This window comes from Pseudomonas putida (genome assembly GCF_028682635.1).
Lineage (GTDB): Bacteria > Pseudomonadota > Gammaproteobacteria > Pseudomonadales > Pseudomonadaceae > Aquipseudomonas > Aquipseudomonas putida_AE.
The window spans coordinates 165,141-190,147 of the sequence record NZ_JANHLK010000005.1; the positions used below are offsets into that span (position 1 = coordinate 165,141).

General features: G+C 58.2%; 16 protein-coding genes and 1 pseudogene. 12 read left to right on the forward strand and 5 right to left on the reverse strand.

Annotated elements, in window-relative coordinates; all coding sequences use genetic code 11:
• Nucleotides 1-81 precede the first annotated feature (81 nt).
• Nucleotides 82-1,449 (reverse strand): carbohydrate porin, encoded by a 1,368-nt coding sequence (locus tag NPS56_RS08435; RefSeq protein ID WP_274074249.1) that lies wholly within the window; start codon nt 1,447-1,449, stop codon nt 82-84.
• 258 nt (nt 1,450-1,707) lie between these two features.
• Between NPS56_RS08435 and NPS56_RS08440 the strand changes: the two genes are divergently transcribed.
• The 5 genes from NPS56_RS08440 (at nt 1,708) to NPS56_RS08460 (ending at nt 5,465) form a co-directional block, all read left to right on the forward strand.
• Nucleotides 1,708-1,938, forward strand: coding sequence for a VF530 family protein (locus tag NPS56_RS08440; protein ID WP_274074250.1), 231 nt, complete (start codon nt 1,708-1,710; stop codon nt 1,936-1,938).
• 19 nt (nt 1,939-1,957) lie between these two features.
• Entirely contained in the window at nt 1,958-2,599 is a 642-nt protein-coding gene (locus tag NPS56_RS08445; RefSeq protein WP_425313622.1) for a Pr6Pr family membrane protein, read from the forward strand.
• A gap of 239 nt (nt 2,600-2,838) precedes the next feature.
• Entirely contained in the window at nt 2,839-3,894 is a 1,056-nt protein-coding gene (locus NPS56_RS08450) for an RHS repeat-associated core domain-containing protein (RefSeq protein ID WP_274074252.1), read from the forward strand.
• Between the two features lie 857 nt (nt 3,895-4,751).
• On the forward strand, nt 4,752-4,922 hold the full coding sequence (locus tag NPS56_RS08455) for a hypothetical protein (protein WP_274074253.1): 171 nt from the start codon (nt 4,752-4,754) through the stop codon (nt 4,920-4,922).
• 153 nt (nt 4,923-5,075) lie between these two features.
• Nucleotides 5,076-5,465, forward strand: coding sequence for a hypothetical protein (locus tag NPS56_RS08460; protein WP_274074254.1), 390 nt, complete (start codon nt 5,076-5,078; stop codon nt 5,463-5,465).
• A gap of 92 nt (nt 5,466-5,557) precedes the next feature.
• Here the strand turns inward: NPS56_RS08460 and NPS56_RS08465 are convergent, their stop codons facing one another.
• Nucleotides 5,558-6,343, reverse strand: a complete 786-nt coding sequence (locus NPS56_RS08465; protein WP_274074255.1) for a siderophore-interacting protein — start codon at nt 6,341-6,343, stop codon at nt 5,558-5,560.
• Complete coding sequence (locus tag NPS56_RS08470) at nt 6,340-6,915, reverse strand: PadR family transcriptional regulator (protein ID WP_274074256.1); 576 nt, start codon at nt 6,913-6,915, stop codon at nt 6,340-6,342. The genes NPS56_RS08465 and NPS56_RS08470 overlap by 4 nt, the downstream gene beginning before the upstream one ends.
• Before the next feature lie 490 nt (nt 6,916-7,405).
• On the opposite strand from NPS56_RS08470, the gene NPS56_RS08475 reads away from it, so the two are divergent.
• The 6 genes and pseudogenes from NPS56_RS08475 to NPS56_RS08500 all read left to right on the forward strand — a co-directional run bounded on the left by NPS56_RS08475 (nt 7,406) and on the right by NPS56_RS08500 (nt 14,381).
• Nucleotides 7,406-7,903, forward strand: coding sequence for a CS1 type fimbrial major subunit (locus tag NPS56_RS08475; protein ID WP_274074257.1), 498 nt, complete (start codon nt 7,406-7,408; stop codon nt 7,901-7,903).
• Nucleotides 7,904-8,013: 110 nt separating this feature from the next.
• Nucleotides 8,014-10,536, forward strand: a pseudogene (locus NPS56_RS08480) (TcfC E-set like domain-containing protein).
• A 33-nt stretch (nt 10,537-10,569) separates the two neighbouring features.
• Entirely contained in the window at nt 10,570-11,826 is a 1,257-nt protein-coding gene (locus tag NPS56_RS08485; RefSeq protein ID WP_274074258.1) for a hypothetical protein, read from the forward strand.
• Nucleotides 11,827-11,868: 42 nt separating this feature from the next.
• Nucleotides 11,869-12,609, forward strand: a complete 741-nt coding sequence (locus tag NPS56_RS08490; RefSeq protein ID WP_274074259.1) for a molecular chaperone — start codon at nt 11,869-11,871, stop codon at nt 12,607-12,609.
• Between the two features lie 4 nt (nt 12,610-12,613).
• The gene (locus tag NPS56_RS08495) at nt 12,614-13,114 is read left to right on the forward strand and encodes a CS1 type fimbrial major subunit (RefSeq protein WP_274074260.1); all 501 of its coding nucleotides are present in this window, start codon (nt 12,614-12,616) and stop codon (nt 13,112-13,114) included.
• 10 nt (nt 13,115-13,124) lie between these two features.
• Entirely contained in the window at nt 13,125-14,381 is a 1,257-nt protein-coding gene (locus tag NPS56_RS08500) for a hypothetical protein (RefSeq protein WP_425313623.1), read from the forward strand.
• 51 nt (nt 14,382-14,432) lie between these two features.
• Here NPS56_RS08500 and NPS56_RS08505 read toward each other — a convergent pair whose 3' ends face one another.
• Together NPS56_RS08505 and NPS56_RS08510 are read right to left on the reverse strand one after the other, a co-directional pair.
• Nucleotides 14,433-19,523, reverse strand: a complete 5,091-nt coding sequence (locus tag NPS56_RS08505) for an NEL-type E3 ubiquitin ligase domain-containing protein (RefSeq protein ID WP_425313624.1) — start codon at nt 19,521-19,523, stop codon at nt 14,433-14,435.
• A 103-nt stretch (nt 19,524-19,626) separates the two neighbouring features.
• Nucleotides 19,627-22,749 (reverse strand): transglycosylase domain-containing protein, encoded by a 3,123-nt coding sequence (locus tag NPS56_RS08510; protein WP_274074262.1) that lies wholly within the window; start codon nt 22,747-22,749, stop codon nt 19,627-19,629.
• A 482-nt stretch (nt 22,750-23,231) separates the two neighbouring features.
• Between NPS56_RS08510 and NPS56_RS08515 the strand changes: the two genes are divergently transcribed.
• Entirely contained in the window at nt 23,232-24,653 is a 1,422-nt protein-coding gene (locus NPS56_RS08515) for an amino acid permease (protein ID WP_274074263.1), read from the forward strand.
• Nucleotides 24,654-25,007: the final 354 nt, after the last annotated feature.

Genomic DNA, 25,007 nt, shown 5'->3' on the forward strand with positions numbered 1-25,007 from the left:
CGGGGTGTCAGGTTTTCGCTGCGTTATCGTTCACGACCATCGCGAGCGAGCTCGCTCCTACAAGGGGTTTTGTGGTGTTGGTTAGAAGGACGACTGGATCTTGATCCCGCCAATCAGCGCGTCATCGACCTCGTTCACGCCACCGGGGTGGCGGATGTATTGCAGGTTCGGGCGCACGGTCAGCCAGTTCGTGACGTGCACGCCGTAATAGAGCTCGGCGCTGTATTCGGTGTCCTGCGGCGGCAGGAAGGCCGGGTCGTCGTAGTCGAAGACAGCCTTGGCCTGATTGCTCGCCTCGGCATTCTTGCGATACGCCGGGTTGACGTGCACGCGGGCCATGGCAAAGCCGATGTCATCCCTGGCGCGGGCATCTAACAGGCCTTTGTAGACGAGGCCGGCCTGGACATAGTTGTCGATGGCGTTGGTTTTCTTGTCGTGCATCGTGCCGTTGGCGAACAGGCTCAGGCCGCGGGAGTGGTCGCTGGCGATGCTGGTGACTTGCTGCTGGATGCCCAGCCACACGCCATGCTTGCTCGATGCGCTGCGGTAAGCCTCGCCACTCAGGGCGGCAGGCTGGCCGTGGCTGTCCTTGTAGACATCGGTGGCGTTGGCGTTGCTGTAGTAATAGCCGGCACGGTATTCACCTGGCAGGCCATTGAGCTTCGGCGTCCACACCAGCTCCACCGGCAGGATGGCCCCTTGGGTACCGCTGCCGCTGAGCTTGAAGCCGTTGTCGCGATCGAGGTTCGACGGGTTTTGCTCATAGGCGCCGACCTGCGCGTACAACTCGGGTGTCAGGTGAAACTTGACCCGCATCGCCCACTGGCTGACGGGCCAGTTGTACCAGATGTCGCCCACCCAGTTGCCGACCTGGGAGCCGCAGAACGCCAGGTTCTGGAAGTCGCAGGGAAAGCTGTTGAAGTCTTCGCCCTCGCCGAAACGGCCGACCTTGATGTCGAGTTTCTGGTCGAGGAATTTCTGCTGGTACCACATCTGGGTGAGACGCGTGGTCTGGCCACGACCCCAGACTTCCTGCGCCGAGGTGAAACCGCCGACCCGTGGGTCGTTGATCCGGTCGTTGCTGATGTTGTTGCCGCTGCGCTTGGTGATGGTCAGCTGGAACTCGGCGTCGTCCCAGCCGAGGATTTTCTGCAGGTCCAGGTGAGTGCCCAGGGCGAACTGATCGCTGTAGCGAGCGGTACGATCGTGATCGTAGCCGCCATGCAGGTTGCTGCCCATTTCGCCGGTGTAGTCGATCTTGAAATCGTAGCCCTTTGCCGAGAGTTCACTGCGGGTGCCGTTCCAGTCACCGAGCATCCACGGTGAGTCGCTGTCGAAGGCGGGCGCCGCCTGGGCGCAAGTGGCGAGGCTGAAAGCGCCGAGGCCTGTGAGCAGGCATGCGACATGCGCAAAGACAGCGCTGTCTTTCGAGAATCGTAATTCAGGCATAGAGAAGGAATTCTTGATCTTTTTCTGGGGGATGAACGTAAACGACAGAAGCAAAGCTGACGGCAGAAGCGTTTCAGCTTGGGCGGGCGTAAGGATAATGTTCTGTTACAAATAGAGAAAGCGCTTTTACCGACATGCATCCTTTCAGATTTGGTAACAGTCCTGCAGGAGCTGCCGCAGGCTGCGATCTTTTCCGTTTCACCTACATTTAACGTAAGGTGCGCGGCTTCCAATTCCCACTCTGCTCGAAGGCCTGGCATGAACGAACACAACCCCGATCCGCTGCACGGCGTGACACTGGAACAGATCCTCAACGCGCTGGTTGAACACTACGAGTGGTCGGGGCTGGCCGAGCGCATCGATATCCGTTGCTTCAAGAGCGATCCGAGCATCAAGTCGAGCCTGACGTTCCTGCGCAAGACCCCGTGGGCGCGGGAGAAAGTCGAACGTCTATACGTGAAACTGATGCGCACCAAGCGTCCGGTTTGACATGCCGCCCGCGCAGGGTATGCAGCGACGCTTGATTACACTGGCGGCCGTGCTGGGCTGGGCCGGCCTGAGTATCCAGCTGTACCTGATTTTTTTTGCGCGCTGGAATTTCGGCGCCAGTCTGCTCGGCGGCCTGGTGAGTTTCTTCAGCTATTTCACCGTACTGAGCAACACCCTGGTGGCGACCGTGCTGACCTGTGCAGCGACGTCCCGCGAATCGGCGGCGCGTCGCTGGTTCCTGCAGCCGTGGGTCAGTAGTGGCATTGCCGTGAGCATCGTTGTGGTCAGCCTGGCCTACAACCTGTTGCTGCGTCATCTATGGCATCCAGAAGGCTGGCAATGGCTGGCCGATGAGTTGCTGCATGACGTGATGCCGCTGCTGTTCCTGGTGTATTGGTGGCGTTGCGTGCCCAAGGGCAGGCTGCGGGTGGGACACATCGGATTGTGGGTGATCTATCCGCTGGCCTACTTCGCCTATTCGCTGCTGCGTGGGCATGTGCTGGCGGTTTATCCCTACCCATTCATTGATGTCGAGAAACTGGGTTATCCACAGGTGTTCATCAATGCCGGGGGATTGCTGGTGGGGTTTGTCTTGATTGCGTTAATGGTGATCGGCTGGGATCGGTGGCTGGGGCGTCGCAATATAGGCCTGGATTTGTAGTGTAGGTAATATCGCCATCGCGAGCAGGCTTCCACAGTGGATCGCCTGCGAACGCAGATCCTGTACATGGCAATCATCCAATGTGGGAGCGGGCTTGCTCGCGAAGACTGCCGACCAGTCGATAGAGATGTCAGCTGACCACCGCTTACGTCGGAACGCCGCCCGGAGCAAGTCCGCCAATGGGTACTAGCAGTTCTGCTAGTACCCAACGCTATGCAGAATGAATCAAACTGGAGGCCTTGAATAAAGTCGGAAAGTTCAACAAGGTAGACCTTTTCATGACTGACCCTATGGCTGATAACCATCGCAACTCGCTTGGGCAACGCACTGTCCTGCTGGCAACCGACAATAAGAACTCGGTGTTCGCCGAAATCGCAGGGGGCAAGCCCAACTCCATCGCCTATTCTGCCTACGGTCAACAATCCGGGCAGCAGGAAGTTGCGACGCGATTAGGTTTCAACGGTGAATTGCGTGAGGCGCGCATCGGCTGGTATTTACTGGGCAACGGCTACCGCGCTTACAACCCGATATTCATGCGCTTCCATAGCCCAGATAGATGGAGTCCGTTTGGAAATGGCGGGTTGAATACGTATGTGTATTGCGTGGGGGATCCGGTGAATTTTTCGGATCCGACGGGGCATGTTCGATGGGGTAAGATGGGAGCCAATATTTTTAACTTTCTATTTGGTGGCGCCGATATTACGGGGCCAAGCCGTTCCAAAAGCCTAATGGCTTCAGCTCCTCTCGGCCCAATGCGTCCTGAAAAAACAGGGGAACTGAAGGCGTTAGGCAGAATAAGTACCGTTACCGCTTCAACACCGGGTCCAAGAGGAAATAACAGTCCAGCTATCAGCGACATTCAACCAACCACGGGCCTATACCACGGATACGACGGACCACCACCGCACGAGAGGCCCAGCTATTTTCCGTCTACGAGTAGGCCTAATCAAAACCCGAATCTGCTAGCCGGTAAAATTGACCCCGACAGACGTGTTGTATGGGACGGTAAAGTAAAAGAGCCGAGCCTTGAACACAATCAACTTCAAGGCGACGCAGCTGGAGGTCATCCAAGTGATTTACGTGGCAACCGCCCACTACCACCCCAAGAATCGCGAGAACTGCGGCTACATCGGGCCCTAGCGCGAGAACGAGCAGTAAATGACATGATGCAAATGCGGGCTCGACAAATTCGAGAAGCTGGACAAGATCCTCGAAGAATGCAGGCGGATATAGCCAGGGCTGGTTTAGAAGCAGGTTTAGAATTTAACGCCAGGTTCCCCCCTATCCGCCGTTAATAGTGCGAATGTCTAGTCGTGAAAAACGAACAAAGGGGACGATTTATTGCTCTTAGCTGGGAAATAAGCCTGTCCGCTTTTACGTCCCGCTTTTCCGGCGGTGACTGACCAAATCATTGTTCAGCGCTCTCGAAGGTTGCGGGAAAAGGGACCACACGAAACCCTCCCACCGTCGCTGCCAATTCAGCGACCGGGTGTGGAAGCCCGTGTAATTCAAGGCGCAACAGCGCCCCCATCACGTCTGCCGGCGCTTTTTTTGTGTCTGCGGCGTGAGTTATGGCGGCTGTGCGTGGGACGTCTTCGGACGTGCCGGTTTCCTTGATTCCCGGTTTTCCACCCTGCGCACAGCTGTCACCCATTCGTGTGGAAACGAACGTGGCAGCTCCTCATATCAAGGAGTTGGATAATGCGCAGTATCAATCCGTTTGAGATTTGGCTTTCCCCTCTACGCAGTTCCCAATCACGTAACGCGCTCTCCCGTTGGTGGATGATGCGGTGAAGGTGCTGGCTCGGGAGCGGGAGGTTGGGTTGTCAGCTACGCGGGCGGCAAAGGCTGAAGCTTAGTGTTTGAGGCCTGTGGGGGGCTTGCGATGGTGGTAGCTCATTCAGCATTTATGTTGGCTGGGCTGGCGCTATCGCGAGCAGGCTCGCTCCTACAGGGGGGCATTGGTGGCATACGTCGACCACCGCAAAAACAAGATCTACCATGACCAGTCATCGTAACTGGTACTTCTAACAGTTATGCGCGGTCAACGAGGCAGGCTAAATCGGCAGTTCAATCACTGCTGGGGTATTCAGCCATGCCAATAAGACATCAATTTGTATTTCCAACCGAAACACTACAGATGGCTTACGAGATGTCCCAAGTGTTCGACCTCCATGTCAACAATGAAGACTATGTCGAATTCCACTGGATGCCGGGAACCACCTGGAAAATCCTACGAAAAAAATTCTACGTATTGGGTGATGGCAGCGTCGAACGCGTCGATTATCTGACGGAACGGGTAGAAGATCCCGAATTGCCCTGAATCCGCAGCGCCTGACCTCTGCATTGCACCACTGGTCGGAACTGTTATTTCTAACAGTTCCCCCCAACAAGCCCGCAGCGGATAAGTCTCCCCTGAAGCCAAGTGCCGGCTTCTGCCGTGCACCTGATGGCTAAACTACAAGGAGCTTTCATCATGGCCAATCCTGCGCCAACGCTGAATATCGACGTCACCGGCTCTCCCCCCCAAGCAACGATTACACTCGCCACGTTCAAGGGACCTCTGCGCCTCGGCATCTCCAATACCGCACAGCTTTATCTGGAAGGCATTGTCTATGCCATTATCGGCGATCCTGAAGACCCCGAATTGAAAGGTGCCGACATCGCCGCAGGCGAGTGGGTACCCTCATCGCCAGATGCAGAACCGGAAGACGGTGAATATCAACAGAGCCAAGACCTGGAGGTCGAGCTGTCCCTGGCGCAGTTGCAATGGTTCAAGGGTCGAATAGTGGAATTGCGTTATCAGGGAACAGGAGAATCGAGTCTGACTACAGATTCAGACCCGATTTTACTCACCATCATTTGAACCAGCATGGCACCACAAGGCTCCCACTAGGGTGTGGTGTACACAGATCCCATGTGGGAGCCAGCCTGCTGGCGATGGGGCCCTGAAGCCGGTCACTCCTCGTCGCTGTCATCCAGCCGCCAGTAACCCACCGCCTTGACGAACTGCTCATCCAGCCCATGCTCATCGAGCAACACCCGACGAATCTGCCGCGACACTTTGCTCTCGGTCGCCACCCACGCGTACAGGCTGCCGGCGGGCACCTGGATCTGGCGCACGGTGCTCAGCAGATGATCCTTGCCGCCTTCGCGCAGCACCCAGATTACATTGACCTCGGCAGCACTCTCCAACACCTGCTGTTCCTTGCCGTTTTCCACTTCGACAATCACCAGCGCCTTGCGATTGGCCGCCAGGCCTTCAAGGCGTCGGGCGATGGCGGGCAGGGCGGTCTCGTCGCCGATCAGCAGGTAGCTGTCGAAGATGTCCGGCACGATCATCGAACCCCGTGGCCCGCCGATGTGCAGGAACTGCCCGGGCTGAGCCTGTTCGGCCCAGGTCGAGGCAGGGCCGTCGCCGTGCAGGACGAAATCGATATCCAGCTCCAGGGCATCCAGGTCATAGCGGCGCGGGGTGTAGTCGCGCATGGCCGGCTTTGGGCCGTCGTCCTTGCCGGCGCCGAGTACCAGGGTGTCCAGTGCCGCCTGTTGCGCCGCGTCCTGCGGGAACAGCAGTTTGACGTGGTCGTCGGTGCCGAGACTGATGAAACCGGCCAGCTCAGGGCCGCCCAAGGTAATACGGCGCATGCGCGGGGTCAGGTCAACGACGCGCAGGACTTCAAGTTTGCGACGCTTGATCTCGTGCATCACACGGTGAATGGTTGAGGTATCGACTGCGGTCATTCGGCGATCTCCTGGCCAGCCTGAACGGCTGGGCCGTCGACAATGGCTTTGGCGGTGTTGTTGAGCAGGGTGGCGACGCGCTGGATCTCTTGCGCACTCCAGCGGCCGTGGTGCAATTGCAGGGCATGGCGCAGGTTATGCACCGCCTCGTGGATTTCCGGCGGGCGATCATGACCGCGCAGTGAGCGTTTGCTGACATCGATGCGCACCCGCACGCCTTCGAGGGCGATGGCCTGATCGCTCAGGGACAGGCGGCCGGCGTCGGTCACGCTGTAGCGTTTCTTCCCGCCTTCGGCATCGCCCTGGATCATTTCGCTTTCTTCCAGAAAGGTCAGGGTGGGGTAGATCACACCGGGGCTGGGGCTGTAGGCGCCGTCGAACATGCCTTCGATCTGGCGGATCAGGTCGTAGCCGTGGCAGGGCTGTTCGGCGATCAGGGCCAGCAACAGCAGTTTCAGGTCGCCGGGGGCGAATACCCGGGGTCCGCGACCGCCGCGTTCGCGGCCGGGGCGTTTTTCGAAGCCGTCGCGACCGTCGCCGTGTTCGCGGTGGGGGGAATGATGGTCTCTCATTTTTTCCTTCTCCTGTCGTGTCTAGATACAACGTAAGATATATCTTATGCCCCGTGCAAGCTTTTTTGACCAGCGGTCGGTAGGTGCGCCGCGCCCGTCGGTCCGGCGGGAGAAAGGAGTGCTGGCTATTTTAGAGTAATTAAACTAATTATCAGGCTTCCAACTATTGTCAGTAGTTAGTTACTGGCTAAGTAGTATGGTTCTTACAGAAGTTGTTTTAGTTTTTGTCTGTATGCTTTTTCAGATAAAACTGTGTGTAGGATATGGCTGATGGGTAAATGTCGTAGTTGTCTGATTTGAATGCTTTTTCTGTCGATGCGTGAGTCACTTTTACTACATGTTGCGCAGAGTTTTCGTACTTACTTTCTTAGGAAATTGGTCAATCATTCTCCGTGTCGAAAGTTGAACCGAAACGCCATCATTCTGGTTGTTGGCACGGATCATCAAAACTTTCTACAGACCAATCCTTTGAAAACACAGGTACTCGACAATGTTCAAGAAGTTTGCAATCGCCGTCCCGATGACCCTCCTGGCCCTCAGCACTTCGATGGCGTTCGCTGCGGAAGAAGCGCGCACCTCCATCAACATCACCGCTGATATTCCGAGCAAGGTGTTTCATGCCCAGCCTGTGAACCCGGATTTCGGCAAAGACGAAAATATGCGGTACCAGTTGGGCACCGGTACCTTGACCGATGTAGCCGGCATGTTCGACATCCAGCACACCAACGGCTCGGTGAATGCTTACGTCGAAGGCGGCCCGCAGCCATTGTTCAATGGCAATCCAGCGCAAAACATTCCACTGACCTACACCTTCAACGGCGTAACACTGACCGGCACTTCTCAGGAAGTGGTGGGTGACACCGAGTCCAATGGCGGGATGCGTGCCGAGATGCGTATTACGGCGGCCAAACCGGGCGATGGTCAGACCGGCCTGTATACCGCCAATCCAGTGGTGGTCTTCGACGCCATTCCTCGCATCACCCAGTAATACGGTTATTCACCAGGGCACTGTCCCAGTTTGATGACAAATACCGGTCGACGGGTAACTTCTGTCCGTCGATCGGGTTTCAATGCATTTATCTTCAGAGAATTCCGTTCATGTTCCCGATGACGCCCATCGCGACGGCGCTTGCCCTGTGTTTTTGTGCAAGCGCCCTGGCTGCGCCCATGGATAACAGCCAGACGCCTCGAAGTTTGCTGGCGCAAGCCAAAGGTTTACCGAGTGAGTTTGAAGAGCACTTCTTTGATGTGCCGCTGGCGGTGCGCGTGGAACTTGATCAACAATTTCTCGGTGAGGCGATGGTCGTGTTATCGCGCGACGATCGCATCACCCTCGTTGACTTCACTGATGTCAGCGACAGCTCCATCAAGGCCAGTGAACGCGATACCTGGTCGAGCTATCTCAAGCAAGGCATAGCGTTGGGCGGGTGTCAGGCCAAGTGCCCGGAACAGCTTTTGGCCGTGCACTACAGCCTGGAAAATTCCCTGGTTTCGATCCTGACCGAAAACGCCGAGCGCGACGACCAGGTGCAGCGTTACTACAGCCTGCCCGAAGGCGGCAGTACCGGCTTGATCGTGCGCAACCAGTTGAACCTCAACGGTGGCCAGAACCAGGACCTGGGTGGGCGTTATGGCCTGGAGGCCAGCAGCAGCCTGGGCAACTGGACGCAAGCGGCCAACATTCAATTGTCTCGATTGGGTGGTCTGGATAACCAGCTCTATCACTCGGTCAACGAGCTGTACACCCAACGCGAACTGGAGGGCAACTTCCTGCGCCTGGGTCTTTTCACGCCCTCGTCCGAAGGCCTGACCCGCCAACCGCGTACCTTCGGCACCAGCCCCGACACCGCGGTGGGTGTCATGTATGGCAGCTCCGACAGCCTGGCCATCAACAACCCGAAACCGGCGGTCTATCCGGTCTACGTCACCGCCAATCGCCAGGGGTCGGTGGAAATCTACCGCGACGGTCTGTTGATCAATACCCAGGCCGTACCGGCCGGATTGCAGACCCTCGATACCCGGCCGCTACCCGGCGGCATTTATGAAGTGGAAGTGCGCCTGATCGAGGACGGGCAGATCACCTCCAGCACACAGGAGCTGATCTACAAACCCAACAATTGGCGCAATCACGACGAGCGCTGACGCTACAACCTGTTTGCCGGCCGTGAATCCAAGGTGCTCAGTAACTGGGACGAGCAGGACGACGGCGACATGACCGCCGGCGCGGCCTTCAACTTTCTGCTGCACCCGCGGGTCATCCTGGGCTTAAGCGGGCGGCAGGTGCGCGACACGTTGCAATACGGCACGTCGGTCGATTGGGCGATCGTCAACAATGCCAATCTCTTTGCCAACGTCTACCAGACCGAAGACTACGGCACCGGCCTCGATGTGCAGGGGCTCTGGTCCTATGGCAGCGGCAGCATCGTCGCCAGCCACACCCGCAGCTGGCTCGACACGACCCGACTCTACGACACCTTGCCCGATGGTACACGGGTGCGGCAGCGCAACGTGTTTGTCGGCCAGACCAGCAACTCTTCGTTGTCGGTGAATCATCGGCTCGACAGTAAAAACTCGCTCAACGCCCGGGTCTCCCACAGTGAAGGCAACACCGAAGGCACCGGCGTCGATCTCGGCTGGACCCAGCGCACGCGCCTGTTCGGCAGCGATGCCAACTGGCGGCTGTCGCTGTTCGATCGGCCTGGCAGTTACAGCTCCGGTGACGATAGAAATCGTGGCGTCGACTTGAGCCTGACCCTGGCCTTGGGCGGGCCGGGCGAGCAGATCTCGGGCAGTATCGGCTCGCGCACCGACCGCGATGGCGGGCGGGACAACAATGCCTCGGTCACCTACCGCAAGGACTTGCAGGATCACCTGCTGCAGAGCGTTTCGGCGACGGCCATCACCGATACTTATGGCATCGGTCTGAACGCCATGGCGACCATGACCTCGGACCTGGTCAACGGCGACGGTTTCATTCAGCGCTCGTCCTACAACAACGACCTCACCGGTGGCCTGAACCTGGACAGCACCGTGGCCGTTGGCGGACAGAAAATGGTCATGACCAGCCAGTACCACCGTAACGGCGCCGGCATGATCATCGACGTGGAGTCCGATATCGAGGGCATTGCCCTGCGTGCCGACGACCTCAGTGGCGGCAGCGCGGTGCTGCGCCCGGGGCGAAATTTCGTGCCGATCACCGCCTACAGAAGCAGCTCGGTGAGCTTCGATTTCGAGGGCAATCACGTGCCTGCCGCGACCATCCAGCCCGCCCGTTCGAGCTATCACCTGAACAAGGGCGGCGTGGAATATCGCCAGGTCCGCGTGATGAAAACCCTCACCGTGCTCGGCCGCTTGATCGACCCCCAGGGCAATCCGCTCAAGGGCCACCACATCATCAACCACGCCAGTCGCGGCGTGAGTGAAGTGGACGGGTTTTTCTCCATGGAAATGAATGCAGGCTCACCGACGCTGGAGGTGCGCCACGGCAACCAGTTGCTCTGCCAGTTCCGCCTGGACCCGAGCCTTGGGCGCACTGAAAACAACGTGTTGATGATCGGCGATCTGCGCTGCACGCCGGATACGTTGGCGGGTATCGGGCAGGCGGAAGGGGAGGCGGGTTAAACCGTCTCGGACGTATTTCAAGGGGGCAGGACAGTGAAGTTTTTTCGCGTATTACCGAAGCGGTTGGGTGGCAGCGCCGCGTGTTTTTTCAGCTTGGCGATGCTGCTGCCGGCTTCCGTGGGGGCGGTGACTCAGCAAATCAGCGCCACCTTCCGGCCGGATCCGACAAACCCGCAGTACAACGAATTCATCAACAAAACCCCGAACAGCGGATTTTGCCTGGATAACCCATCGCAATGCCGCGAAGCTAATTTATTCAGCCTCCGATTACCGATTCCTTCCCATTCGATTGCCACGATCCAGGGACTGCATTCGAATCCACGCCAGGGAGCCATGTTCAACATACCCTCGGACTGGCAGGACATTGTTGTGACGCATCCCACCGCGCCGCCGCAAGTTGTCAAATTCCGGGTTGCAGGTATGGGCGTCGCCTACATGCTGCCACTTCCCGCACCGGAATTGACGGATGGGGCCGGGCACAATTTTGTGTGGGAACACGGAATCTGGATGCACGCGGGGCCACCTTGCACAGGTCTTGACGGGGCGGGCGATGACATTGGTTTCAACAGCTTCTGGAGACACCCGGTGGGTGCCGGGGTGTGTGCCAAGCGTGCGCTCGTCAATATCCCACAGCCCTTTCGTTATCTGACATTCGACATCACCTATGAGCTGACGACCCCCAACCCGCTGCAAATGGTCGCGGGTCAGTACACCGGCCAGCACGTGTTTCAAGTAGGTCCCCATAAGGATTTTGATCTCGGCGACATCATGCAGCCCGAAGACAACGTGATCGTGCTCGACTTTGTGCTGGATGTTGAACACATATTGAAAGTTGAGATTCCTCCTGGTGGTAACCGCGTTGAATTGGAACCCCAGAATGGCTGGCAGAGCTGGTTGCAACAAGGCCTGAAACCGACGCGTCTGTTCCGCGACCAGACATTCAGTATTTCCACCAGTTCGCGTTTCAAAATGAACCTGGAATGCCAGTACTCACAAGACAGCAAGACCTGCTCTTTGTATGAGCCCCGGTCCGGACATGGGGTACCGCTATTGGTCAGCGTGAGCCTGCCCCATGGGTTGACCGACGCTGACGGGCAAACCATCAACCGCCGCAGGTTATTGCTGGATGGCAGCGGTACCGAACTATTCCAACCAGGCATCTATGTGGACCGTAAACCGGGAACGCTGCATTTCGAGATTGCCCAGAACGAAGTTGCGGAAATGATCAAGCCGCGACAACTGCGGCATTACTCGGGCCAGGTCACGATTATCTGGGACTCCGAAGTCTAGGTCTTTGCGTTATTGCACATCCATTCGACGAGGTACAGGACGATGAAACGTCTGTTGGCAACTGTTGGTTTTTGTCTGCTCACCCAGGTGGCCCAGGCCGCCCCGAACATCAATATCGGCACCGTGTATGACTATCTGGACGGGGACAAAAGTACCTTCTTGAAACGCGTTTTCAATGGCGGCGACAGTACGGCGTTCGTCAAGGTCAACATCCTCGAGATTCTCTACAGCGCCGATGGCACATCACAGGAAGTGCCGCTCAAGACCCATGCCGACGGCAATTCCCGCGATGGCCTGATGGCCAGCCCGGCTCGGCTGATCGTGCCGGCCAACGGCATGCAGGGCACACGCCTGTTGTTCATGGGCGAGCGGGACAAAGAGCGCTATTTCCGCGTGCGTTTCGTGCCGGTGGTGCCCGAGAAAGAGGATGAGTTCGCGGTCTCCAGTGAAGAGCGCGATGACTATAAAAAGGAATTGTCCGCCGGGGTCACCGTGTTGGCTGGTTATGGCGCGGTGTTTTTTGTCCGGCCCAAGGACACGGTTTTCAACAGTGCCATCGAGAATGACCCGGGCAACTATCGAATCCGCAACAACGGCAATTCCGTCGTGGTGGTCGATGAGTTTCGCGACTGCTCGATCAAGAACGAACAAGACTGCCAACCCACCGCCAAACACCACATTCTCGCGGGCCGCACGTTCACCTTCGAAAAACAGGCGGGTCGTCAGTACCACTTCACGCTGGTGGAAGGCCAGAGCAGCAAAAAACTTGATGTGAAGGGATAACGCCATGTTCAAGAAACTTTCACGGGTGCTTGTTGCTACGACCTTTGCGTGGGCCAGCCTGTCGGTGTTTGCGGCCCGGGAAGTGCAAACGTTCGACGTGTTCGTCACCATTCCGACCCTGGGGTTTTACGTCATTCCCGCTGACCCCGGCTGGATCCACCGCGAACAACAACTGCCCTGGAACCTGAGCGCCTCGACGCTGGGCGGCTTGCGCAAGTATTTCGACGTCAAGAACGAAGCGGGCGCCATAGAGGCCAGGCTTGAAGGTCGGCCCTATTTGTCCAACGGATTCGCGGCCCATGACATCGGCTTGCAGGTGCTCTTCAACGGCACGGCTTTGAGCGAACTGCAAAGCAGCGAAGTGGTTTCCCTGAGCGATGCGGCGCCGGGTAAACGGGTGTTGCTGGAAATCCTGCCCATGCCACCTGCCGATGGAGTCTACAAACCCGGCAGCTATTTTGGCAGCGTCAATTTGATCTTCAATGCGGTATTGCCGGAGGCTTGAGTGAAAGGCGATGAACTTCAAAAAAATATCAGGAAAAACCAGTCGTTTAGCCTGGGTCATGGTGTTGCTTGCAGGGAGCATTGAACCAGCGATGGGTGCTTCCACGGACATCAAGGCGCTGTTTCGGCCGGATTCATCGAAGCCCATGGACAACAAGTTCATCAATCAAACACCGAACAGTGGGTATTGCGTGTCCAACCCCGTCGAGTGTAATCGGCTGAACATGTTCAGCATTCGGCTACCCCTGAGGTTCGAGTCAACAAGGCCGATGCTGCCTGACACCGATCCACGCAGTAGTGCCATCTTTAGCGTGCCGGCACAGTGGCGCTCCCTGACGGTGAGGAACATCAGTACAGGAGAGTCGGAGCAAGTGGAGGTACGCATTGCAGGGTTCGGCTCACAGTACTCTCTAAGCGAAAAAGCCTCCAAGCTGACAGGGGCCCCGGAAGATGAAGCGCACCAGAGATTGTGGACCCAATCGAGCTGGGTCTATGCCCCCCCGCCCTGCGTGTACAGTGGCGTTGGATTCTACTCCCCTTACTCCTACTCTTTTTTCTGGAGGACGCCTGTCGCGGGTACCTGTCTCAAGTCGACCCTGTTTCCCATTCCGGCAATGGCTTACAACTATCTGGATTTCGCCTACGAACTTCGAACGCCGAATCCTCTGGGCATGTCATCAGGTTCTTATACGGGTGCCTTGAGTTATCGCGTCGGCCCCGGGGGCGACTTCGATATGGGCGATGTCATGGTTCCCAACGATACCGAGATGCTCTTGAACTTTGAGCTGGAGGTTCAGCACACGTTGAAAGTCGAAGTGCCACCGGGCGGCAATCGCGTGGAGCTGATACCCCAGGGTGGCTGGCAATCCTGGCTCACCCAGGGGCGCAAGCCGACGCGTCTGTTGCGCGACCAGACGTTCAACATCTCCGCCAGCTCGCGGTTCAAGATGAGCCTGGAATGCCAGCACTCCCAAGACAGCAAGACCTGCTCGTTGTATGAACCCCTGTCCGGTCATACCGTCCCGCTGTTGGTCAGCGTGAGCCTGCCCCATGGGTTGACCGACGCTGACGGGTTAGCCGTCAATCGCCGTCGGTTGTTGATGGATGGCAGCGGTACCGAATTGTTTCAGCCAGGCATCTATGTGGACCGCAAACCGGGAACGCTGCATTTCGAGATTGCCCCGGACGAAGTCGGGGAGATGATCAAGCCGCGACAGCCCCGACAATATTCGGGTTGGGTCAATGTCATCTGGGATTCGGAGGTATGAATGCACGCCCCTGAAGGTGACCTTCAGGGGCGTATCCTGGCCAGGGATCGACTACTGCCCGGCGCGTTGCAGGGCCTCACGGGTCAACCGCCTGCTCAGTTGTTGTTCCTCGTAACCGATGTCGTTTTGTAACCCTTCGTACACCGCGTCGCTCATTCGCTCTGCGGTGAGCACGGTGGTTGGCGCAACATTGAGTTGCGTGGCGAGGTCCAGCAACCGTTGCTTGCTCTTTTGTCGTTGCTCAATCGACGATCCTGGCGATTCAGACCAGGCGCGTTGTGCGTCCCGCAGTTCTTCGAGTAGATCGTTTTTGAGCTCGAAATTTCGGGCATTACGCTGGAACTCACGCGGGTAAGTGTTGCGCAGGTAGGTTTCCCAGAATGTCTGGGTGAGCATGTCGTTGATCAAGCCATCGCCTTCTCCCATCGAAATCACCGTATCAAAAGCGATGTCGAGGGTCTCGGCACTGACACCGGCAACTTCTCGATAAAGCATTGCCTGCGATTGCCACGGCAGACCCAGGCGCTCAGCCAGTCCGGTTTCATAGGCCAGGTACACTTCGACTTCATCGGGCGTACCGGTACGACTGCCGAAATCGGCGCGGGCGATGTCATCGACCCGCATCAGGCGCGCGGCACCTTTTGCCAGCGTGACCAGTTGGCTTTCCAGGACGGTGGCCGACGTCGACAAGGCATAGGCTTCGGCTGCGAGCACCTTGATGCCCATGTGGTTGAACACCTGGGCCCCGGCATCGGCGCAGGTGGTAGGCGATGTTGCCATCTCGAACAGCTCTGTGCGCAGGTCACTGTCCAGGTCCATGGCTTCGATCATCCGCCACACCCTATCACTGAGTTGTTGGCGCAGGTCACCTCCCGCAAGATAATCGGCAGACCGCGTCTGCTTCTGGATCAAGGCGAAAAAATCTTCGGCGCCCGGCTCGTTCATCAAGTCGTGCCAGGCTTCCACTCTGAAAGTCCCCAAACCGGTCGCCTGGTCGCTCCACCACTGGGAGTCGTCCGACATGGGCCATTGATCGATCGCTCGATCGGCCATGGCCGAATAGACCTGCTCGGCATTCAGGCCTACCGAGCGCCTGTAGTCCTGGTAGGCGATACGATTGGCGTCCGAGAGGTCTTTCACATAGAGCCGTGCCCGCGCCACGAGGCGCGCGTCATCGGAACCCGGTACCACGCTTGGAATCTCGGTGAGCGGGTTTTGCATCAGGTCCAGTAGAAAACCCCGCGGCCGGCGCTTGTTGAGCAGGCCCTCAGGCCAGGTGGTCGCGCCGGTGTTGCTCAAGCTCAGGATCTTCAGTTTTGGCATGCGCTCCACGTTTGGCATCAATCCCAGCTGCGGGTTGTCGTCCAGCCTGATGGTTTCCATGCGCGTCAGGTGCTTGAGGTGCTCGACAGCGCGCGGCGTCAACCTGATCCGGTTGCTCATCAGGCGCAGGGTTCGCAGATAGTGCATGGCGCCGATACCTTCCGGCAGTTGCGTCAATTGGCAGCCCCTGGCACTCAATTGTCGTAGTTTCGAAAAGTTTTTCAGCAGGCCGCCGGCGTTGGCGGAAAACGTCGTGCGATCCAGGTTCAGGGTTTCTATCTGATCGAGGTAGCGCTGGATATCCGGCAGCTTTTTCCACCACAACTCGAGATCGTAGCGGCTTAATTCGACTGAGAGGTCCAATACGTAGCCGTCTTCAAGGCGCGTGCTGCGCTCGCCGAACACGGTCGACTTCCTTTCGAAACATTGCATGAGCCGGTCGGCAATATGCTGCCCACCACCGTTTAAAAACCCGTTCCTGTCAGGGCCCCAGTGCTCCGGTTGCTGGTTGCGCCATTTGTCGAGAATTTCACCCAGCTCGTACTGTTCGCGTTCCAGGCGTTTGAGCGTCTCGAGCGCTTCGTCTGGCTCGCCCAGCGAATCTACAAATATCGCGACCTCCCGTTCATTGAAATGCGGATAGATCTCTCGCACCCGTTCTTCCGGCGTCTCTGCAACGGTAGAAAGGCTCGGGCCACGCAGTAACCGTTCGGTCTGCAAATCCTGGGTCGCGCGAATCGGTGGCTCGGCCAGCACGGTCCGACGTTCAGCCGGTGCCTCGGTTTTCACCATCACCCACTGCTTGAACTGCGCGCCCTGGCCGGGTCGATAACCCAGGCGAGCACGTTGGTCGGCGGGTAGCGCGTTGAGCACTGCCTGGTAAAAATCATCGGCTGCATGCAGTGGGGTGTTTGAAGCGTCATAAACGGCATATTTTCCCGGCTGCTCCCGTATCAGTTTGCGCAGGGTCGAAGCGTCCTCGGGGCCAACACTGCAACGCAAGTCACCGTCGTAGGTGCCGTCATGGACTTCGATACGCAAATCACCGAACGAATCGGTGAAAATTCTCAGGGTGTTCAGCACCAAACGTTCCGTGTCCGCCACCATCTGCACATCATCCTGGAACCCTTCGTAGGCATGATTGGTTCGTGCTTCGAAGGCTGCTTCACGGGCCAGGGATTTCAGGCGCAACGGTATCTGTTGATGGTCCGTCATGCGTTCAAACTCGGTGGCGCTGGCACGGGTCAGCAGCGTCTGCGCCACATTGGCCGGCAAGTCCGGGAACGTGGTGCAAAGCAGTTGAACGGAGGGGGTGTCGGAGCTTTGCGCAGCCCGGTAGAGCTGATTGAAAATATCCGGTTCGAGGCTGTTGGCCAGATCAGCCAGGCGATTGCGCAAGGCCTTGATCTGCTCCTGCTTGGCGGGGTGACTGCCGATCAAGTCGCGCAGTTCTTCGTTACTCAGAAAATCGACAAGGCTTTGTGGCAGTTCACCGCTGGTGATGTGAGAGAGACTGACGGACAGGGTTTGCGCCGGCGTAGCCTCGGCATTGCCATAGTGACGAGAGTGTCCTGTGAGATCGGCGTTTTCGTAGACCTTCAGGGCTTTTTCCGTGGGCCAGCCGTCCAGATAAGTCGCCAGCGGTTCGAACCAGTAAGCGGTCGGTTCAAGCGCGTCGCCGGTGCGGATGTTTTCGATGGCTTGGCGGGTCTGCTTCTGCAGTTGCAAGCGCTCGAGGCTGTCCGCCAGGAGCGGTGGTGGCGGGGTGTTGTCGACGTACATCCGGCGCAGCTCGCCTTCCTCTGTACCGCTGGCAATGCGGGTTTGCTCGAGTTCGGCGTCACTGAATCCGTCCACGCCATGGCCGAGTCGACGCATCAGCGTCGGGCTGTCCCAGGTTCGCGGGTTTTCAGCTTCATGGGTCCAGGCGCCCAGGCCATTGTGCTCAAGCTCAGGTGAATAGGCGTTCGGGCGCTGTGGGTGCTTGATGCGATAGCGCTGTGTTATCGGGTCTTGCCGCTGGACTTCGTAATGCTGGTTATCCAGCGCCAGGATGTGCTTGCCTTCGTGGGTGTGCAGTCCCAATGCATTGGGTTGGCTGTCGGCCGGCAACTTGAAGTCTGGCAGCGCGTAGGGGGTGAGATCGGGGTTCCACAGGCGGGTCTGACCCTCGGGGAGTACGACAGGCTTCAGGCTTTCGATGAATGCCGAGAGCCTCAGCCGGGGGATTTTCCCAAGCTCGGCCCCCGCCGCGAAAATCGCCAACTCCACGACATTGGTCACCACGGACACGATATGTTCGGCGGCTTCGATCCACAAGCCTTCGGCCAGGTCTACCAACGACTCGATAACGTCACTGGTGATCTGGTAGGCGGTATAGGCCATCATCAATTCGCCCAGGCCGGGTACGAACGGGGTGAGGACCATCAGCGCGACATTGAAGATGTCGGAAACTACTTTTTTGAAATTGTCCCACCAGGCCCAGCGGGCATTGCTGTCGGTGTCGGCGGTGGACACGGCAATGTGCTTGGCGTCGTTAAGGATCTTGTTCAGTTTTTTCTGAAAGAGATGTTCCCAGAGATCACCGCTGACCGGTGTCACGGCAAATTGCAGGTGCGGGGTAGGCACGGGCTCCTCGCGCCATGTCGGGCGTTGATCCAGGGGCTCCTTCTGATGCCATTCAATTGTGAACAGACGTTGCTGCAGCCCGGCAAAAAACGCCCCGCGCTCGGGCTGATCGACGAACTGGCTGAAGTATTGACGATAGGTCATGCCGCTGGAAGGGATGAAGTTGTTATCGCGCAACTGGCGGGTCAGTTCGTTCAGGAAGTCGGTGACCGACGGGTATTCCTTCAGGGGATGGTCGGGATCATGAGGGAGGTAAGCGATGATCGGCGCGACCTCGCGGGTTCGCTCAAGGTCTGGCGAAATCAGCACGATGCCGGTCAGCGCCGTACCCATGATCGACAATTCGCCGAACTGTACTATTTTGCCCTTGAAGGTGAGGTTGCGCTGGCCATCGAGCATGGCGAGTACGAGCTGAAGGGTGTCGCGCTGAATGTCGCCAGTCATCACGGCCAGTTGTGCAGCCGCCGTGAACGCGGCTTTTTGGCTTTTGACCACGCTGCGTTTCAGGTAAGTCTCTGCGACCGGATCGCCGGGTAGCAAAAAGCTTTCAAGGTGTTCGGTGTATTGCGCGCCGATGTCCAGTTCGCGACACAGGGTCTGGAACTGGGCAATCGACATTTTGCGTTTGATCGGCTTGATGTCGAACAGTCCGCGTTCATCGGGCTGACTGATGAAATCGGAATCCGCTTCGCATGTTTCGGAGAGAGCGAAGTTATGCAAGGCGGCATCCAGCAGGGAAACAGTACGAGTGGTGACGCCACTTGAGATATTGAGGGCATACCAGGGTCGTTCTTTAGGCAAGTAAAGATGTAAGTAAGTTGTTCGAACGTCGTCATCGACGCCGTAATGTTTTTTCAGGGCAGCACTTAATAGCGGTTCGGCGAATTCGTAAATATTTTGTAGCTTGTCCAGGGCCTTATCGACCTTGTTGTGTGTTGCCCAGAGTTCCAGGTTGGCATTTTTCAGCCGGTTGTGATTGTAGTTCGAGGCTGTCGTGACCCAGCGCGAGGGGCCCTTTTTAGCGGCGTCCAGTGCCTGTATCCGCTGCAGAGAAGCCGCCTGGATGACAGACGGAATTCGATTTTTAATGAAGTCGTAGTGGCGGCCATTATTATCGGTTGTACGTCCTTGTAGTTCATTCACTTTTAATAAACCTTGAGTACCAATGGAAGTCACCAGCCTATCTTCCATCGCCCAAAGTAAAAGTCTGAATTCTTGCTGTTAAACCGCTGTTCGTCCGTACGAAACAGCGGGATTTTCCATGCCGAAAATAATTAATTACTACCCGGGTTCCTCAACGCCGTGCCACCTCTACGGGCAGGCACTGTGTATTACTCCCTGGTTGTAAATAAGGGGTGAGAATCGGCGCCATGCCTTTGAGCACTTGGGTTGGCAACGCCGAAGTGAACGTGAACGCCTCGGCCGAGCGCCCCGGCACGAATGCCGTCAGGGTGCCGAAATGATGGTCGCCGATGTAGAACACGAACGTGGCCGTGCGGTTGAGTGACTTGGAGCTGAGAATTCGCCCACCGGAGCCAATGGCTTCGATACGGTTGTCGCCAGTGCCGGTCTTGCCGCCCATGGCCAACGCCTTGCCATCCGGGGTGATGAAACTGCCGGATACACGTCTGGCCGTACCGGCGTCCACCACCTGCGACAAGGCTTCGCGCATGGCCGTGGCGACTTCGGATGGCATCACCCGTTTGCCGACGTCCGGGTCGTTGATCAGCTTGGTTTCGTAGGGTGTGTTCGCCGCGAAGTGCAGGCTGTCGATGCGCAGGGTCGGCATGCGCACACCGTCGTTGAGGATGGTGCCGATCAGCTCGGCGAGCGCCGCCGGCCGGTCACCGGAGCTGCCGATGGCAGTGGCCAGCGAGGGCACCAGGTGATCGAACGGATAGCCAACTTTCTGCCAGCGCTGGTGGATGTCGAGGAACGCTTCGATTTCCAGGATGGTGCGGATACGGTTGTCACGTGCGCCCTTGTGACGGCTCTTGAACAACCAGCTGTAGACTTCCTGGCGCTCGAACTGGCTGGCCTTGACGATGTCCTTGAACGTGGCGTCCGGGTGGGTCAGCAGGTAGCCCATCATCCACAGGTCCAACGGGTGGACCTTGGCGATGAAGCCCTGGTCGGGCAAGTCGTAGGTGCCGGGACCATAGGCGAGGTACAGGCGTTCGAGGCGCTCGTCGGTGAGTTTCTCCTTGTCGGTGGACTTTTCGCCTGTGAGGTGCGAGCGCACAAAGGTGTTGAAGCTTTGCTGGCTGGCGTGGGGTAACAGGTAACGGTGTACGGCGGCCAGGCGGATGGGGGTCGGGCGCATGCTGTCGAGGAAGGTCTCGAGCCGCGCCTGGGTGTCCTTGTTCTTGTATTTCTTCCAGAACTTGAGCAGGAACGACGTGCCTTCGCGGTCGGCGAACGAGGCCAGGTATTCCTGGCGCCGAGGGTCGCGATCATCCTTGAGCAGTTCGGCCCGGTTGTTGGGGCCCGAATAGGTGGTGTAGCGCACCAGGTCGCGCATCAGGCGAATGAACGGCAGGTTGATCGACTCACGCAGGGAATCGCGCAAGGTCGGGTTGCGCCCGTTGTCTTCCTTGCGGAAGTTATGAAACACATGCAAGCCGCCACCGGTGAAAAACGCTTCGCCGGGGCTGGCGGAGTACTTGCGATCCAGCGCGGCGCCGAGCATGGGTTGCAGGCCGTGGTCCTTGTTCTGGATCAGGTAGTCGACCACCCAGCGGCTCAGGCGATCCTGCTCCGGCACCTCGACTTTCTTCAGGTCCGGGACACTCATCTCGGCATATTTGTCGTGCAACTCGGCAATGATCTGCAGGTAAGTGGTCAGCACGCGCATTTTTGCCGTGGAGCCCAGTTCCAGTTTGCTGCCTTCATTGATGTCGAACGGCTGGTCGGTGCTGTCGGTCTGCACCCGCACCCGCGAGCCATCCGGGGTCAGTTCGAACAGGGTGAAGCTGTAGCGCACCTGGGTGGTGCTGGTGGGGGTCAGCAAGCGTTCGCCCATCAGGCCGATTTCAGCGGCATAGGCAGGGTCGGCCAGGCGCTTGAGGTAGGCGGTGGCCTGGGTTTGCAGGTCGCCTTGCAGGGTGCTGGTGGCCGAGAGGTCGAGCCGGTCGAGATCGTACAGCGGACGATTGAGCAGCCCGGCCAGGCGGCTGCGTGCCACGCTGATGCCCTTGTTGGTTTCGATCGGTTGAATGGTCGGTTGGGTGGCCCAGTCGCGATAGGTCACTTTGCTCGCCAATGCCGCGGCGGCAAAGGGGGCATCGATCACGCCGTTCTGTGCCAGCAGGCGAATGTGGCTGTCGGTGAGGTCGGCCAGTTCATCGCGACCCTTGGTCAGGTAATGGGAAGGACGACGTTGGGCAATCATCAAGGACAGCATTTCGCGCAGGGCCAGGCCTTTGTCCGCCAGGCTCTTTGCATCCGTGGCATCGCTCGCCAGGGTTTTATTGGCCGTGTTGAAGTCGGCGCCGTACCACACGCGCAAACCCTCGGCCATGCCATGGACCTCACCGTGGCCCGGCACCGCCGACAGCGGCACGCTATTGAGGTAGTCGCGCACCACGTTCTGCCGGGCCTTGAGCGTTTGCGGCCCATCCTGATAGGCGCGCACGGTGGCGGAAACCATCTGGCGAATCTTTTCCCCGCCCGACACGGTCAACCCGTCGGGTGAGTGCCGATATTTCTCCAGTTGCGTGGCCAGGGTGCTGCCGCCTGCCGATTGACCGGGCAGGTGCAGCATCTTGGCGACCTGGGTATAGGCCGCCATGCCGAATCGCGGCCAGTCCACAGCCGGGTTGGCCAGGGGCTGGCGTGGGTCGAGCAGAAAGCGGTTTTCGATGAACAGCAGGCTGTTGACCACCACCGGCGGGATCGCCTCGAAGCTGGAATAGAGCTGTTGCGGATACTTGTACTGGTACAAGGGGTTGGCGCGGCAATCGGTGATCGACAATCCCGCCTGGATTTTCTCCGCATAAGGCACGAACAGGCCCTTGCCCGTGTAGTCCATCAGGGCAGGAGAAAACCGGGTCTGGGCGGAAATCACGTAATCACGCTTGAGCAGGCGCGGCAGGAACTCGCCCAGCGAGCTGTAACCCAGGCGCAAATCGAAGGGGCCAGCGCCAGGGTAGCGGATCGAGTCGGTGGGACCGGGTTTGAGTTCATAGCTCAGGGTCTTGGCGAACTTGCTGGCTTCCCGAGCTTGAAACCGTGACGTGCGCATCTCCTTGGACGCCGCGAGGCCCAGGACAATTGCAATGATCACCACTAACAGCCAAAACGCTTTCCAGCCGTGCTTGACGCGACTGCGAGGAGGTTTTTCAGGTATTGGCGCTTCATCCACAGGTTCAGTCTGGACCACGTTTTTACTCGAATCGGTTTGTTCTAAAGCGCCCATAGTCGATTGATCCATTCACGCGCAGATTGATCGGACTTGTCTGAAGCTTAGTAGGAGCTGTCGCAGGCTGCGATCTTTTGATCCTGCTTTCACACAACAAAGTCAAAGGATCGCAGCCTCGTTGCACTCGGCAGCTCCTACAGGGCCGATCCAGAGGCGTCCAGAGCATTACCGAAACATGACGACGCACCAATACCGTGCAATACTCGCCGCCGTTTCAAAAGCGAAAAATCCTACAAAGCCTAGGCAATCCATCTCCGTAGATAGCGCTTTTACCGAGATTTACACCTGATTTTTGTGATTTATAGAGTGAAAATCTCTGTCGCGAGCTTTTTATACTGCACCCCCCGCTGATCGCGCAGGTTTTGCCCTGCAAGACGGTTCTGCCCATGAAGCAGGATCGGTTACGGGAGGCGCTGGCTTATCGGTCAACGCTTCGCCGCTCGGTGGATATATCCAATAACAAGACGAGGTTGTACCCCATGCCCGTAGGCAATCAGTTGCCCCACGGCGAGACCGCTCAAGGCGGCCCGCTCAAACGCGAACTCGGCGAACGGCATATTCGCTTGATGGCGCTCGGTGCCTGTATCGGCGTCGGTCTGTTCCTGGGTTCGGCCAAGGCCATCGAAATGGCTGGCCCGGCCATCATGCTGTCCTACATCATTGGCGGCCTGGCCATCCTGGTGATCATGCGCGCGCTCGGCGAAATGGCCGTGCACAACCCGGTCGCCGGCTCGTTCAGCCGTTACGCCCAGGACTACCTCGGCCCGCTGGCGGGCTTCCTGACCGGCTGGAACTACTGGTTCCTGTGGCTGGTGACCTGTGTCGCGGAAATCACCGCCGTGGCGGTGTACATGGGCGTGTGGTTCCCCGATGTGCCGCGCTGGATCTGGGCGCTCGCCGCGCTGGTCAGCATGGGCTCGATCAACCTGATCGCGGTGAAAGCCTTCGGTGAATTCGAATTCTGGTTCGCCCTGATCAAGATCGTCACCATCATTGCGATGGTATTGGGTGGTATCGGCATCATCGCCTTCGGTTTCGGCAACGACGGTGTGGCCCTGGGGATTTCCAATCTCTGGACCCACGGTGGTTTCATGCCAAACGGCGTGCAGGGCGTGTTGATGTCCCTGCAAATGGTCATGTTCGCCTACCTCGGCGTGGAGATGATCGGCCTGACCGCCGGTGAAGCGAAGAACCCGCAGAAGACCATTCCCAGCGCCATCGGCTCGGTGTTCTGGCGGATCCTGCTGTTCTACGTTGGCGCGTTGTTCGTGATCCTGTCGATCTACCCGTGGAACGAAATTGGCACCCAGGGCAGTCCGTTTGTGATGACCTTCGAGCGCCTGGGCATCAAGACCGCCGCTGGCATCATCAACTTCGTGGTGATCACGGCCGCGCTGTCGTCCTGCAATGGCGGCATCTTCAGCACCGGGCGCATGCTCTACAGCCTGGCGCAGAACGGCCAGGCCCCAGCCGGTTTCGCCAAGACCTCCAGCAACGGCGTGCCGCGTCGCGCCTTGCTGCTGTCGATCGGCGCCCTGCTGCTGGGCGTGCTGCTTAATTACCTGGTGCCTGAGAAGGTGTTTGTCTGGGTGACGGCGATTGCCACCTTCGGCGCGATCTGGACCTGGGTGATGATCCTGCTGGCCCAGCTCAAGTTCCGCAGAGGCCTGAGCGCCAGCGAGCGTGCCGGCCTCAAGTACCGCATGTGGCTGTTCCCGATCAGCTCTTACCTGGCGCTGGCGTTCCTGGTGCTGGTGGTCGGCCTGATGGCGTACTTCCCGGACACCCGCGTGGCGCTGTATGTCGGCCCGGCGTTCCTGGTGTTGCTGACGGTGTTGTTCTACGTATTCAAGCTGCAACCGACCAATGCGACGCAAGGTGCGGTGGGTTCGGCTTCGTAAGTCGTAACGCCTGAAATGCAAAAGCCCCGGTCAAATGATCGGGGCTTTTTTCATCCTGTAGCTGGTTTGTCGGGTCGCGGCATCGCAGCGAAGAAGCCCGAAAGACCAGCGCAATACTCAAGACCGCCTTCGCCGGCAAGCCGGGCTCCTACAATGTTTTATGTTTGGCACGGATCCGTGGCTATCCTCGCTCCCACAGGGGATCACCAGTGCACACAGATTCTGTGCACGGCGCCAATCAAACTGTGGGAGTGAGCTTGCTCGCGATGACTGCTGATCAGTCAATATAGATGCCGCCAGACCCACCGCCATCGCGAGCAAGCTTGCTCCTACAAGGGATCTCGAGTGCACACA